Raw genomic sequence first — 14,009 nt, forward strand, 5'->3', positions numbered from 1 at the left:
GAGGCGCGCGCATTATAGCTACTTCCTGGCGTTTCCACATCCCCTCCCGTGCTTTTTTAACTTCCCTTTCCTTCTGCCATGATCGGTTTCATATAACCCCCCATAAAATCCATTAGTTACATTTCATCACACTTTTTGGCGCTACCCTGATCACAGAAAACAAGAATCGTAATTTGATAACCAAATAACGGAATATTCACGCTCGCAGGGAAAGTTTACAAAAACTGTAACCGGTATCAGTGAGCGTTGTAAGTGTTAAGGATGCGTAATGAAAAGTGAGATTCTCTCCGTTAAGGAGAAGATTGGCTATGGTATGGGCGATGCCGCGAGCCACATCATCTTTGATAACGTCATGTTATATATGATGTTCTTCTATACCGATATTTTCGGCATTCCCGCTGGTTTTGTTGGCACCATGTTTTTACTGGCGCGTGCGCTTGATGCCATCTCCGACCCTTGCATGGGCCTGCTGGCCGACCGTACCCGCTCTCGCTGGGGCAAATTCCGACCCTGGGTGCTGTTTGGCGCGTTGCCGTTTGGTATCGTTTGTGTGCTGGCTTATAGCACGCCGGATCTCAGTCTGAACGGCAAAATGATTTATGCCGTCATCACCTACACGTTGCTCACCCTTCTGTACACTGTGGTCAACATCCCTTACTGCGCGTTGGGGGGTGTAATAACCAATGACCCAACGCAGCGTATCTCCCTGCAATCCTGGCGCTTTGTGCTGGCAACGGCGGGCGGAATGCTTTCTACCGTACTGATGATGCCTCTGGTGAAACTGATTGGCGGCGAGAATAAGGCGCTGGGCTTCCAGGGGGGTATCGCGGCGCTCTCGGTGGTGGCGTTCCTGATGCTGGCGTTCTGCTTCTTTACCACCAAAGAGCGCGTTGAAGCGCCTGCCACCCATACCTCCATGCGTGAAGACCTGCGTGATATCTGGCACAACGACCAGTGGCGCATAGTCGGCCTGCTCACCATCCTGAATATTCTGGCGGTATGCGTGCGCGGCGGGGCGATGATGTATTACGTCACCTGGATATTGGGCAAACCGGGCGTGTTTGTCGCCTTCCTCACCACCTATTGTGTCGGCAACCTGATTGGCTCGGCGCTGGCAAAACCGTTGACCGACTGGAAATGCAAAGTGAGCGTTTTCTGGTGGACCAACGCCTTACTCGCAGTAATCAGCGTGGCGATGTTCTTCGTACCGATGCACGCCACGATCGCTATGTTCGTCTTTATCTTTGTGATTGGCGTATTGCACCAGTTAGTCACGCCTATCCAGTGGGTGATGATGTCTGATACCGTCGACTACGGCGAATGGTGTAACGGCAAACGCCTGACGGGGATCAGTTTTGCCGGCACGTTGTTCGTGCTGAAACTGGGTCTTGCCCTCGGCGGGGCGCTGATTGGCTGGATGCTGGCAGGCGGCGGTTACGACGCGGCGGCGAAATCGCAAAACAGCGCCACGATCAGCATCATCATCGCTCTGTTCACTATCGTCCCGGCCATCTGTTATCTGCTGAGCGCCGCGATCGCTAAACGCTACTACACCCTGAAAAGCCCGTTCCTGAAAACCATTCTGGAACAACTGGCGCAGGGCGCACACCGCAACGAACAAGAATTTACCCATAAAGAATTGCAAAACTAAAGGAACAGACTATGAAAATTAGCGACGGAAACTGGCTGATCCAGCCTGGCCTTAATTTGATTCACCCGGTTCAGGTGTTCGACGTTGAACAGCACGGGAATGAGATGGTGATCTATGCCGCGCCGCGTGATGTCCGCGAACGTACCTGGCAACTGGATACCCCGTTGTTTACCCTGCGCTTTTTCTCGCCGCAGGAAGGAGTGATAGGTGTACGGATGGAACACTTCCAGGGCGCTTTGGATAACGGCCCACATTATCCGCTCAATGTCTTGCAAGATATCAACGTAGAGATGCAGAACAACGCTGAATTTGCCGAACTCAAGAGCGGCAGCCTGAGCGTGCGCGTCACCAAAGGCGAGCTCTGGTCTCTGGATTTTCTGCGCAACGGTGTACGTATCACCGGTAGTCAGTTGAAAAATAACGGCTATGTGCAGGACACCAATAGCGGGCGCAACTACATGTTCGAGCGGCTGGATCTCGGCGTGGGCGAAACCGTCTACGGGCTGGGCGAGCGCTTTACCGCGCTGGTGCGTAACGGTCAGACGGTGGAGACCTGGAACCGCGACGGCGGCACCAGCACCGAGCAATCGTACAAGAATATCCCGTTCTATATCACCAACCGTGGCTACGGTGTGCTGGTGAATCATCCGCAGTGCGTGTCGTTTGAAATTGGCTCCGAGAAAGTCTCCAAAGTTCAGTTCAGCGTCGAGAGCGAGTATCTGGAATACTTCGTCATCGACGGCCCGACCCCGAAAGACGTGCTGAACCGCTATACCCAATTTACGGGTCGTCCGGCGCTGCCGCCCGCCTGGTCGTTTGGCCTGTGGCTGACCACCTCATTCACCACCAACTACGACGAAGCGACCGTTAACAGCTTTATCGACGGTATGGCCGAGCGCAATCTGCCGCTGCACGTCTTCCACTTCGACTGTTTCTGGATGAAGGCCTTCCAGTGGTGCGATTTTGAATGGGACCCGGTGACTTTCCCCGATCCGAAAGGGATGATTCGCCGCCTGAAAGCGAAAGGGCTGAAAGTCTGCGTGTGGATTAACCCCTACATCGGCCAGAAATCCCCGGTCTTCCAGGAGCTGAAAGAGAAAGGATATTTGCTAAAACGCCCGGACGGCTCCTTGTGGCAGTGGGATAAATGGCAGCCGGGATTGGCGATTTACGACTTCACCAACCCGCAAGCCTGCGAATGGTATGCCGACAAGCTGAAGGGCCTGGTGGAGATGGGAGTGGACTGCTTCAAAACTGACTTCGGCGAACGCATTCCAACGGATGTGCAGTGGTTTGATGGTTCAGATCCACAGAAAATGCACAACCATTATGCCTACATCTACAACGAACTGGTGTGGAACGTGCTGAAAGAGACCGTCGGCGTTGAAGAGGCGGTGCTGTTCGCCCGTTCCGCCTCGGTGGGCGCGCAACAGTTCCCGGTGCACTGGGGCGGCGACTGCTACGCCAACTACGAATCGATGGCGGAAAGCCTGCGCGGCGGGCTGTCCATCGGCCTGTCAGGGTTTGGCTTCTGGAGTCATGATATTGGCGGATTCGAGAATACCGCGCCGGCGCATGTCTACAAGCGGTGGTGCGCATTCGGCTTGCTCTCCAGCCACAGCCGCCTGCACGGTAGCAAATCCTACCGGGTTCCGTGGGCCTATGACGAGGAGTCCTGTGACGTGGTGCGCTTCTTCACCGAACAGAAGTGCCGGATGATGCCGTATCTGTATCGGGAAGCGGCGCGTGCCAACGAAGCCGGTACGCCAATGATGCGGGCGATGATGCTGGAGTTCCCGGACGATCCGGCGTGTGATTATCTTGATCGCCAGTACATGCTGGGAGATGCGGTCATGGTAGCGCCGGTATTTAGTGAAGCGGGCGACGTGGAGTTCTACCTGCCAGAAGGCCGCTGGACGCACCTGTGGCGCAACGATGAAGTGCAGGGCAGCCGCTGGCATAAACAGCAGCATGACTTCCTGAGCCTGCCAGTGTATGTGCGTGACAATACACTACTGGCGCTGGGCAACAATAGCCAGAAGCCCGATTACGCCTGGCATGAGGGTACGGCCTTCCAGTTATTCCATCTGGATGACGGCTGCGAAGCGGTCTGCGAAGTCCCTGCTACGGATGGTTCGACAATCTTTACGCTGCAGGCGAAACGCACAGGCAATACCATTACGGTGAGCGGCGAAGGCGAGGCGCGCAACTGGACGCTGTGTCTGCGTAATATTACGCAGATTAGCGGTACCAAATGCGGTTCATATGCGGGAAGTGAACTGGGCGTAGTGGTCACCCCGCAGGGAAATGAAGTGGTAATTACGCTTTAAATCTGAATCGCCGGATGGCGCCGTTAGCTGCGCTTATCCGGCCTACAAATGAGCAAGAACCGTAAGCCCGGTAAGCGCCATCGCCACCGGGCAAGCCCCCAATTACAGCGCTGGCTCCGTTGACGTAACTTCACCGCCGGACACCACGCCCGCTTGCATCGTCTGTGTTATCTGCTGCTTTTGTGCGTTGACCGCGTGTAATTGCCCGTTTACCGTCGGTTTCAACGGCGCATCGGCCTGAATATTGCCGCTGGCCGTGAGCTGAATATTGCCATCGCCAGCAATCGGTAATGCCGGCCAGCCCCACTGCTGTAGCACATCCATTGGTACGCCGCGTCCGTTCAGGCTGATTTGCGTCTGACGCTGCGGCAGTTGCGATACGCTGGCAGTGGCTTCCAGTATCCCTTTTCCAGTAAACGCGCTCAGATCGCTGATGTTGACCGTGCTGGCATTAGCCGTCAACGACAGCGACGGGCGGCGCACGTCCACACGGTTAAAGGTTGCCGCTGCGGCGTTGAGGGTCGCATTGCCGCTCCAGACGCCCCATTGATGATGTTGTACCAGCTCCAGGTTTGCGCCGTAGCCGTCCAGGGCGGTGATTTGCCACGGGAAGGCCGGGTCGATATCAATCACCAGATTGCGGCTGGCGCTGAATTTTTTCAGCGTCAGGCTGTTCAACCAGTCGGGCAGCGGCTTCATCCATAACTGCTTCCAGTTTTCCGGCAGCGTATACTCCAGCCCGGCGATAGCGGTATCGTCCAGAATAAGCGCTTTGCCTTCGCGTAACCAGGCGCCGGAAGTTCTGACCATACCGCCTTCCCAGCGGGTGGTGAACTGGCGTAGCGCAACGCCCTGTGGTGAAAATTCGGCGTTCAGGATTGGATCGAGCAAGTGCAGTGAGCCGTAAATAAACTCGCTGGCGTTCATCGATAATTTACCTTCCTGACTTTGCCAGTCTTCTTTGCGCAGAGTCAGATTGCGCAAACTCAGGTCAAGATCGGTGACTGCCCAGTCTGGTCCTTGCAGGCTGGAGTCCGTCACTTCAAGACGACCAATCTGCAAAGATGGAACCGTAGTCAGCGGCGCGAAAAACTCGCTCAGGGATTTATCGCTTTGTAACCGAATATCATTCAGCCGCAGATTTTCAACGACCCAACTACCATCAGCGTTACGTCGGGCGACGCCGGTTAACGCTCCGCGCGCCATATCGGCGCCGACGGTGTTTAACATCACCTGATTATGGTCGATACTGCCTTCAATAAGCACATTAGTGGCGGGAACGTCGTTTAACGTCAGCGAACCGGCGCTCAGTTGGATCTGGGCTTTATTGCCTAATACCCGACCGGCTTCGGGGCGCCAGGGCATAACGCCGCCGTTAACGCGCTGGGCGCTCAACCGCCATTCGCTGCCGGGACTATTGAGCGCCATATTGCGAAGTTGCAGGCGGTCGGCCTCAAACGGGAAAGGGGCGGTTTGCACTGAAATATTCAGCGTGCCGTCCTGTAACAGAATCGTGTCGACATGCAGCGGCGCGGTTAACTGGCGAATGCTCAGACCGATATCTACGGTTTTCGCGACCAGGGTAGCAGGCTGACCATCACGACCAAAGGTCACATTCTCCAGTAAAAGATGGGATGGGGCGGAAAAACGATGATCCATCACGTCGAATGTGAGGTGATAACCGCTGTTCTCTGATACCCAGTTGCTGATGTGATCTGCGCCCCAGCGCGTTTGCAGCAGAAAATAAAAGCCGAAAATCACCACTAAACAGGCGATCAGCACATAGAGAAGCAACCTCCCAATCAATTTCATGGTCTTCCATCCCGTGAAATGCACATAGGGGATTTATGCACGATTTGCGTGCAATCCTCAAGACAGGAATGGTGAAAGAGCGTTACAGCAGCGGCGAATCGTGTCGCCGCCGCAGGGTTTTTACGGTTTTTCCGGCGGGAGAATCAGGTTCAACACGATAGCCGTGATGCCGCCAGCGGCAATTCCGGATGAGAGCAGATTTTTCACCCATTCCGGCGCGAACTGCAGGATCTGCGGCTGTTGCGAGACGCCAAGACCCACGGCCAGCGACAGGGCGATAATCAGAATCGCGCGGCGGTTCAGCGGCTCACGCGAGACAATACGCACCCCGGAGGCGGCAATGGTGCCGAACATCACCAACGTGGCGCCGCCGAGCACCGGTTCCGGGATATGCTGCACAAAACCGCTTACCGCCGGGAACAGGCCGAGCACAATCAGCATCAGCGCGACGACAAATCCCACATAGCGACTGGCGACGCCGGTCAACTGAATTACGCCGTTGTTCTGACCGAAACAGGAATTCGGGAACGTATTAAATACCGCTGAAACAAATGAGTTCAGGCCGTTAGCCAGTACGCCGCCCTTTAGCCGTTTCATGTACAAGGGGCCGGATACCGGCTGCTCGGAGACATCAGAGGTAGCGGTGATGTCGCCGATGGTCTCCAGCGACGTAATCATAAAGACCAGCATCAACGGCAGTAACAGGTTCCAGTCAATACCCAGACCATAATACAGCGGGGTCGGCACCATCAGGATGTCCTGTGAGACCGGCGCGTTATTCTCAGGCAACATGCCCATAAACCAGGCCAAAAGATAGCCAGCCGCCATGGCAATAACCAAAGAAGCCACGCGCAGGTAGGGATTACGCTGCCGATTCAGCAGGATAATAATGGCCAGGACGACGCCGGCCAGCAGCAGGTTTTTCGGTGCGCCAAAGGTGTTGTCGCTCATGGCGGCATAGCCGCCGCCGATGGAGGTTAGCCCCACCTGAATCAGCGACAGGCCAATAATCATCACCACGACGCCGGAGACTAACGGCGTGATAATCCGGCGCGCCAGATGTAGAATGCGAGAAAGCACCATCTCGGTGCAGCTTGCCAGCATCAGCGTGCCGAACAGCGCCGCCATCATCGTCGGGACGTCCGCGCCGCCGGTTTTCAGCGCGGTACCGCCCATAATCAGCGGGGCGACAAAGTTAAAACTGGTTCCCTGGATGGATAACAGCCCCGATCCTACCGGCCCCCACGCTTTGATTTGAATAATAGAGGCTACGCCGGAGGCGAACAGCGACATGCTGATAATGTGCTGCGTATCCTGCGCCGGTAAACCCAACGCCTGGCAGATTAACAGCGCTGGCGTGATTACCGCGACAAACATGGCCAGCAGATGCTGACAAGCGGCAAAAAGGGTTTGAGGGAGCGGCGGGCGATCTTCAAGACGGTAAATTAATTCGCTGTTTTGCGTCTGCGCAACCGGTTGCGCATCTGCCGGCTCGATGGCGTTAACGGACATCAGGGACATTCTCGTGGTGGAAAAGCGGTGATTTTATCTGACCAGATGGTAAAAGCAAACGATTGCGAGCGAATATTCTTAATATTTAAAAAAGATAAATGCACCTTTTTATATAACTTTTTGCCTTTTTCTGCTTAAAATCCATGCCGAAGACTCGCAAAGAGCTAAAAAACTGACTCAGGAAATGATTTGTGCGCACATGTCACAGCGCACTACAGGAGCTTTAAATGTTTGAACTCGATACCTTATCGACCCTTGTCGCCGCCACGCTGGTGCTGCTACTGGGTCGCAAGCTGGTCCAGTCTGTCTCCTTACTGAAGAAATATACGATTCCGGAGCCGGTGGCGGGGGGGCTACTGGTCGCGGTTGCGCTGCTGGTGCTGAAAAAAAGCGTCGGTTGGGAGGTCAACTTTGATATGACCCTGCGCGATCCGTTGATGCTGGCGTTTTTCGCGACGATCGGCCTTAACGCTAACCTTGCCAGCCTGCGCAAGGGGGGGCGTGTTGTTGGCGTCTTCCTGGTCGTCGTGGTCGGATTACTGCTGATGCAGAATGCCATCGGTATCGGCATGGCGAGTCTGTTGGGGCTGGACCCGTTAATGGGGCTGATTGCCGGGTCAATTACGCTGTCCGGCGGACACGGTACCGGCGCGGCGTGGAGTAAACTGTTTGTCGAACGTTATGGTTTTGCCAGTGCCACCGAAGTTGCGATGGCATGTGCAACCTTTGGCCTGGTGCTGGGCGGGTTGATTGGCGGCCCGGTAGCGCGTTATCTGGTGAAACACTCCACCACGCCGGATGGAATGCCTGACGATCAGGCCGTGCCGACGGCCTTTGAAAAGCCGGATGTGGGCCGTATGATCACCTCTCTGGTGCTAATCGAAACCATCGCCCTGATTGCTATCTGTCTGACCGTGGGCAAAATCGTAGCGCAGCTACTGGCGGGAACGGTGCTTGAACTGCCGGTCTTCGTTTGTGTGCTATTTGTTGGGGTGATCCTCAGCAATGGCCTGGCGCTGGTGGGTTTTTATCGCGTATTTGAGCGTGCTGTTTCGGTGCTGGGGAACGTGAGTTTGTCACTGTTCCTGGCAATGGCGCTGATGAGCCTGAAGCTGTGGGAACTGGCGTCGCTGGCGCTGCCGATGCTGGCGATTCTGGTGGTACAGACCATCTTCATGGCGCTGTACGCGATCTTCGTCACCTGGCGCATGATGGGGAAAAACTACGATGCGGCGGTGCTGGCGGCGGGTCACTGTGGTTTTGGCTTGGGCGCAACGCCGACCGCCATTGCTAATATGCAGGCGATTACCGACCGTTTTGGCCCCTCGCATATGGCGTTCCTGGTGGTGCCGATGGTCGGCGCGTTCTTTATCGATATCGTCAATGCGTTGGTGATCAAGCTGTACCTGATGTTACCGATTTTCGCGCAATAAGGGTTTGTACGGCGGCATTAAAGCCGCCGTGCTCACTAGGCGTTGGAATAACGTTCGGTTTCCGGCATCCAGCGCTCAATCAGCGCTTGTGCCTGCTGCGGATAACGTTCGTGAATATGACGGGCAATACGCTGAACTTCGGGGATCATGGCTTGATCGCGCAGCAAATCAGCTACTTTAAATTCGGCGTTACCCGTCTGGCGCGTGCCCAGTAATTCTCCCGGGCCGCGAATCTCTAAATCTTTTTGCGCAATCACAAAGCCGTCATTGCTGTCGCGCAATACCTGTAAACGCTTCTGCGCCGTTTTCGACAACGGTGATTTATAGAGCAGCACGCAGTGCGACGCGACCGCGCCACGGCCAACGCGTCCTCTGAGCTGGTGCAGCTGCGCCAGGCCCAGCCGCTCGGGGTTTTCAATAATCATCAGGCTGGCGTTAGGAACATCGACCCCCACCTCAATCACCGTAGTGGCGACCAGCAGATGCAGTTCACCCTGCTTAAAGGCCTGCATCACCGCCTGTTTTTCGGCGGGCTTCATGCGGCCGTGTACCAGGCCAATATTCAACTCCGGTAACGCCAGCTTGAGTTCCTCCCAGGTGGCCTCCGCCGCCTGCGCTTCCAGCAGGTCAGACTCTTCAATCAGCGTACAGACCCAGTAGGCCTGACGGCCTTCGGTTGTGCAGGCGTTGCGCACACGATCAATGATTTCATGGCGACGGGTATCCGGAATAGCAACGGTAGTGACAGGGGTACGGCCCGGCGGGAGCTCGTCAATCACCGAGGTATCGAGATCGGCGTAGGCAGTCATCGCCAGGGTGCGCGGAATGGGCGTTGCGGTCATAATCAACTGATGCGGATGAAAGCCCTGTTGTTGGCCTTTTTCCCACAATGCCAGCCGCTGGTGGACGCCAAAGCGGTGCTGCTCATCGATAATGACCAGCGCCAGCCCGTTAAACTGCACCTGTTCCTGAAAGATAGCGTGGGTGCCGACAATCATCTGCACCTGACCGCTGGCAATAGCCTCTTGCTGCGCCTGACGCGCTTTACCTTTTTGCTTACCCGCCAGCCAACCCACTTCAACGCCCAACGGTTCGAACCAGTTGCGAAAATTATTTGCGTGCTGTTCAGCCAGCAATTCGGTCGGCGCCATCAGCGCCACCTGCTTACCGTGGGCAATAGCGCGCAAGGCGGCAAGCGCCGCAACCAGCGTTTTCCCTGAGCCGACGTCGCCCTGAACCAGACGCATCATCGGCACATCGAGCGCCATATCACGTTCGATCTCTGCTACCACCCGCGCCTGCGCGCTGGTGGGTTTAAACGGCAACGACGCCAGCAGCTTGTCTTTCAATATGTTGTTGGTACTTAGCGGCTGAGCGTGATAACGCTGCGCGCCTGCGCGAAGCGCCAGCATACTGAGATTATGCGCCAGTAGCTCTTCAAGAATAAGCCGCCGCTGCGCCGGGTGTTTGCCGGTTTCTAAATCGGCGAGCTGGAGCGTCGGCGGCGGGCGATGCAAGGTACGTAGCGCCTCCGGCAGGCTCATCATACCCTGCGCCAGTTCCGGCGGCAGTAGTTCGGCAATGGCGCAGGTGTCGAGCAACTCCAGCGCCTGATCGGTAAGCTTGCGCAGTGTCGCTTGCTTCACGCCCTCGGTGGTCGGATAGACGGGGGTGAGCGTTTCCTGAAGTTCCGGCGTGCTGAGATCGCCCTGCAGGCGATATTCCGGATGGATCATCTCTGCGCCATACTTGCCGCGCTTCGCTTCCCCGTAGGCCAGCACACGTCGTCCCGTCGCCAGGCTGTTTTTCATCGCTGCGTTAAAATTGAAAAAGCGCATGGTAAGAATGCCGGAACCGTCGCTAATCTGGCAGGTCATCATCCGACGACCACCGAAAGTGATGTTACAGTTCAGCACTTCGCCTTCAACGGTGGCGTAGATGCCAGGTAGCAGTTCGCCAATGGGGTAGAGATGTGTACGGTCTTCGTAACGCAGAGGGAGGTGAAGCAGGAGGTCCTGCACGGTATGCAGGCCAATTTTCGCCAGTTTACTGCTTTGCGCTGCGCCGACGCCTGTCAGGGAATTGAGCGGAACAGCGTCTAACAAGCGGCCTGACATGGTGATTACCCTGCCGCCTGCATCGTCGCCCACCAGTCAGCATCGGCGTCGATTTCGCCCTGCTGATTGACGCGAGGATAAGGCAGACCTTTACGTTTAGCGACTTTCGCCAGCACCGGATAACCACCCTCAAACAGCAGGCGCTGCTGTTCATCTTCCGGCAACATGCTATTTTCACGCAGATACATGCCCGCGTTCTGACGCTGGCGCTGGGCTTCATAAAGAATGAGCGCGGAGGCGACGGAAACGTTCAGCGACTGTACCATACCGATCATCGGAATGATGATATCCCGATCCGCCAGGTCTAATGCTTCCTGCGTAATACCGGTTTTCTCCTGACCCATCAGAATACAGGTCGGGCGCGTGTAATCAATCTCGCGAAAGTCTACGGCCTTATCAGAAAGATGGGTTGCCAGAATCTGCATTCCCCGACCTTTCAAATGGGCTACCGCATCGCCAATGGTACGGTGAGTTTTCACCTGTACCCAACTGTTGCTGCCCGCCGCCGCGGAAGCCATGGTGCGCATCCGGCTACCAGGCCAGATGGCATGGACTTCATGGACGCCAACGGCATCTGCGGTACGAATGATTGCAGAAACGTTATGAGGTTTGTGGACTTGCTCCATGCAGACCGTGAGATCAGGCTGACGCCTGGCGAGCATTTCGCATATACGCGCATAACGTTTTGGATTCATAGCGCTAGTTTCGGTTACGGGTGACTTTAATAACGTCTGGCATCACGCGGATTTTGCGCATGATATTCGCCAGATGTACGCGATCGCGTGCGGTAAGGCGAATAAAGGTACTATAGACGCGACCATCTTTCTCTTCAGTATTCAGGCTTTGAATATTGGAGGTGGTGGTATTAATCGCCGCCGTCAGGTTAGCCAGCGCGCCCTGATGGTTAAACATTTCCACCTTGATTTCGGTAATGAATTCCTGCTCCGTCTCTTTGTCCCATTCGACCGCCATAAATTTCTCTGGCTCTTTCTGGTATCCACGGATATTACGGCAGGATTCGTGGTGGATCACCAGTCCTTTACCTGGGCTTACGTGAGCGATGATCGGGTCGCCTGGGATCGGACGACAACACTTCGCAAAGGTGATAAGCACGCCATCCGCGCCTTTAATCGGCAGGTGGCCGTGATTCGATTGCGCAACGGTCGGCACCACGGCTTCGCCTTGCTGCAGATTTTTCGCGACCACTACGCTCATCGCGTTGCCGAGACCGATCTCCGCCAGCAGATCGTCAAGCGTTGCCAGCTTCATTCGATCCAGTTCGCGCTGAATATTTTCCTGCGGAATTTCCGCCAGCTTACGACTGCCGCCTAAAGCATGGTTAAGCAGACGACGGCCCAGGCTTACGGAGTCATCACGTTTGAGGTTTTTCAGCAACTGACGAATTTTAGCGCGCGCTTTAGAGCTGACGACAAAGTTCAGCCAGGCGGCGTTGGGACGCGCGCCCGGCGCGGTAATAATTTCGACGGTCTGACCGCTGCTAAGCGGCTGCGACAGCGGATAAGGCTGCCGGTCGACACGCGCGCCGACGCAGGCGTGGCCGATATCGGTATGCACGGCGTAGGCGAAGTCCACCGGCGTAGCGCCAGCGGGCAGTTCGACAATGCGTCCTTCCGGGGTGAAAACGTAAATCTCATCCGGGAAGAGATCGGATTTTACGCTTTCGATAAATTCAAACGAACTACCGGCGCTCTGTTGTAGCTCCAGCAGGCTCTGCATCCAGCGCTGGGCGCGGATCTGCGCCGTGGTGCTGGTCTCACCGTGTTCTTTATACGCCCAGTGCGCCGCGACCCCCATTTCCGCCATCTGATCCATATCTTCGGTACGGATCTGGACTTCAACAGGAACGCCGTGCGGGCCGATCATCGAGGTGTGCAAAGACTGATAGCCGTTCGCTTTGGGAATGGCAATATAGTCTTTCACCCGTCCCGGACGAGGCTTATAGAGACTGTGCATCTGGCCGAGTACGCGATAGCAGGTATCGGAGTCATGAACGATGACGCGGAAAGCGTAAATGTCCATGATCGAGTGAAAACGCTGCTCTTTGAGCACCATTTTGCAGTAGATCGAGTAAAGATGTTTTTCGCGACCGCTAACGCGACACGGAATTCCCGCCTCTTGCAAACGTCCTTCGATTTCAGAGAGGATTTTTTGGATCATCTCTTTACGGTTGCCGCGCGCCGCTTTTACCACTTCTTTAATGACGCGGTAACGATTGGGATACAGCGCTTCAAAACCCAGCTCTTCCAGCTCGGTTTTAATGTGATGAATACCTAAACGGTGCGCCAGAGGACTGTAGATTTCCAGCGTTTCACGGGCAATACGACGACGTTTATCCGGGCGTAACGAGCCCAGCGTGCGCATGTTATGGGTACGGTCAGCAAGCTTAATGAGAATGACGCGGATATCCTGCACCATCGCCATAATCATTTTGCGAAAGTTTTCGGCCTGCGCCTCTTTCTTATCGCGGAACTTGAGCTTATCAAGTTTCGATACCCCCTCTACCAGCTCGGCAACGCTTTTACCGAAAAGCTGTTCCATGTCCTGATAGGTGGCGGGGGTATCTTCAATCACGTCATGCAGCAGAGCGGCCATCAGCGTTTCGTAGTCGAGTTTCATCTCGGCCAGAATACAGGCCACCGCTACCGGGTGCGTGATATAGGGTTCACCGCTTGAACGTGTCTGGCCCTCGTGAGCGTCACGTGCAACGAGATACGCCTGCCGAAGACGCTTAATCTGGTCTTCCGGCAGGTAGGTTTGAATCAGTTGATTCAGGCTTTCAAACAGATACAAGGGCGACCCGCTTTGTGATTAACGACGACCTTCAGCAATAGCGGTAACGGCTTGTAATTCAGCGGCTTCCTGCTCTTGCTGTTCCTGGCGCTCGCGGACGTCAAGGATCTGGTTGTTAATCAGACCTTCTTCGATTTCGCGCAGCGCGATAACGGTAGTTTTATCGTTTTCTTCCGGTACCAGCGGATCCTTTCCGCCTACCTGCATCTGACGAGCGCGACGCGCGGCGACCAGTACCAGGTCAAAACGGTTACCAATTTTCTCTACAGCGTCCTGAACAGTTACGCGTGCCATACTTAAAATGCTCCACAGGTGAAGAAATGACTGGGCATGATACTGAAAG

9 protein-coding genes are annotated in these 14,009 nt (G+C 55.4%); 3 read left to right on the plus strand and 6 right to left on the minus strand.

The features are described from left to right. Window positions 1–268: 268 nt before the first annotated feature. A complete protein-coding gene (locus K8W53_RS00440) occupies window positions 269–1,651 on the plus strand; it encodes a glycoside-pentoside-hexuronide family transporter (RefSeq protein ID WP_023225118.1) in 1,383 nt (460 codons plus the stop codon). 11 nt (window positions 1,652–1,662) lie between these two features. Next, window positions 1,663–3,981, plus strand: a complete 2,319-nt coding sequence (gene yicI, locus K8W53_RS00445) for an alpha-xylosidase (protein WP_052939258.1) — start codon at window positions 1,663–1,665, stop codon at window positions 3,979–3,981. Between the two features lie 102 nt (window positions 3,982–4,083). Here the strand turns inward: yicI and K8W53_RS00450 are convergent, their stop codons facing one another. Together K8W53_RS00450 and xanP are read right to left on the minus strand one after the other, a co-directional pair. Then, complete coding sequence (locus K8W53_RS00450; protein ID WP_000766646.1) at window positions 4,084–5,793, minus strand: AsmA family protein; 1,710 nt, start codon at window positions 5,791–5,793, stop codon at window positions 4,084–4,086. A gap of 120 nt (window positions 5,794–5,913) precedes the next feature. Further along, on the minus strand, window positions 5,914–7,305 hold the full coding sequence (xanP, locus tag K8W53_RS00455) for a xanthine/proton symporter XanP (protein ID WP_000115428.1): 1,392 nt from the start codon (window positions 7,303–7,305) through the stop codon (window positions 5,914–5,916). Between the two features lie 227 nt (window positions 7,306–7,532). On the opposite strand from xanP, the gene gltS reads away from it, so the two are divergent. Beyond that, window positions 7,533–8,738 (plus strand): sodium/glutamate symporter, encoded by a 1,206-nt coding sequence (gene gltS / locus K8W53_RS00460; protein WP_000462255.1) that lies wholly within the window; start codon window positions 7,533–7,535, stop codon window positions 8,736–8,738. Window positions 8,739–8,773: 35 nt separating this feature from the next. Here gltS and recG read toward each other — a convergent pair whose 3' ends face one another. Genes recG through rpoZ form a run of 4 tightly spaced genes read right to left on the minus strand, consistent with a single transcriptional unit; the run spans window position 8,774 to window position 13,960 of the window. Then, window positions 8,774–10,855, minus strand: coding sequence for an ATP-dependent DNA helicase RecG (recG, locus tag K8W53_RS00465; RefSeq protein WP_000016748.1), 2,082 nt, complete (start codon window positions 10,853–10,855; stop codon window positions 8,774–8,776). Window positions 10,856–10,860: 5 nt separating this feature from the next. Continuing rightward, on the minus strand, window positions 10,861–11,550 hold the full coding sequence (gene trmH / locus K8W53_RS00470) for a tRNA (guanosine(18)-2'-O)-methyltransferase TrmH (protein ID WP_001068436.1): 690 nt from the start codon (window positions 11,548–11,550) through the stop codon (window positions 10,861–10,863). Window positions 11,551–11,554: 4 nt separating this feature from the next. Then, window positions 11,555–13,666: a bifunctional GTP diphosphokinase/guanosine-3',5'-bis pyrophosphate 3'-pyrophosphohydrolase gene (gene spoT, locus K8W53_RS00475; RefSeq protein ID WP_000280481.1), complete on the minus strand. Its 2,112-nt coding sequence runs from the start codon at window positions 13,664–13,666 to the stop codon at window positions 11,555–11,557. A gap of 18 nt (window positions 13,667–13,684) precedes the next feature. Next, the gene (gene rpoZ, locus K8W53_RS00480) at window positions 13,685–13,960 is read right to left on the minus strand and encodes a DNA-directed RNA polymerase subunit omega (protein WP_000135058.1); all 276 of its coding nucleotides are present in this window, start codon (window positions 13,958–13,960) and stop codon (window positions 13,685–13,687) included. Window positions 13,961–14,009: the final 49 nt, after the last annotated feature.

The organism is Salmonella sp. A29-2, from assembly GCF_020150755.1.
GTDB classification, from domain to species: Bacteria; Pseudomonadota; Gammaproteobacteria; order Enterobacterales; family Enterobacteriaceae; genus Salmonella; species Salmonella enterica.